Below are 205 nucleotides of genomic sequence, written 5' to 3' on the forward strand. Positions count from 1 at the left end.
GGCGCCTGCCTCGACAGCGCCGAGGATGTCCCCGTCGGTGTCGTAGTTGGTCAGGACGAGGACGTAGGGGGCGACCTGGAGCGCCCGCAGCGCCCGGGTGGCGTCGACGCCGGTGGCGCCCGGTCCGAACTGCAGGTCCATCAGGACGATGTCGGGGGCCAGGTCGCGGGCCAGGGCGATGGCCTGGTCGGGGGTAGAGGCTTCG

The 205-nt window shown here is 73.2% G+C and carries 1 protein-coding gene; it reads right to left on the reverse strand.

Going from position 1 to position 205, the window contains the following annotated elements:
• Positions 1–205 (reverse strand): response regulator (locus Q0848_RS18950; RefSeq protein WP_299040396.1); only part of this gene is annotated, 205 nt, incomplete at both ends.

It is taken from the genome of uncultured Pseudokineococcus sp. (assembly GCF_947495735.1).
Taxonomy (GTDB): domain Bacteria; phylum Actinomycetota; class Actinomycetes; order Actinomycetales; family Quadrisphaeraceae; genus Pseudokineococcus.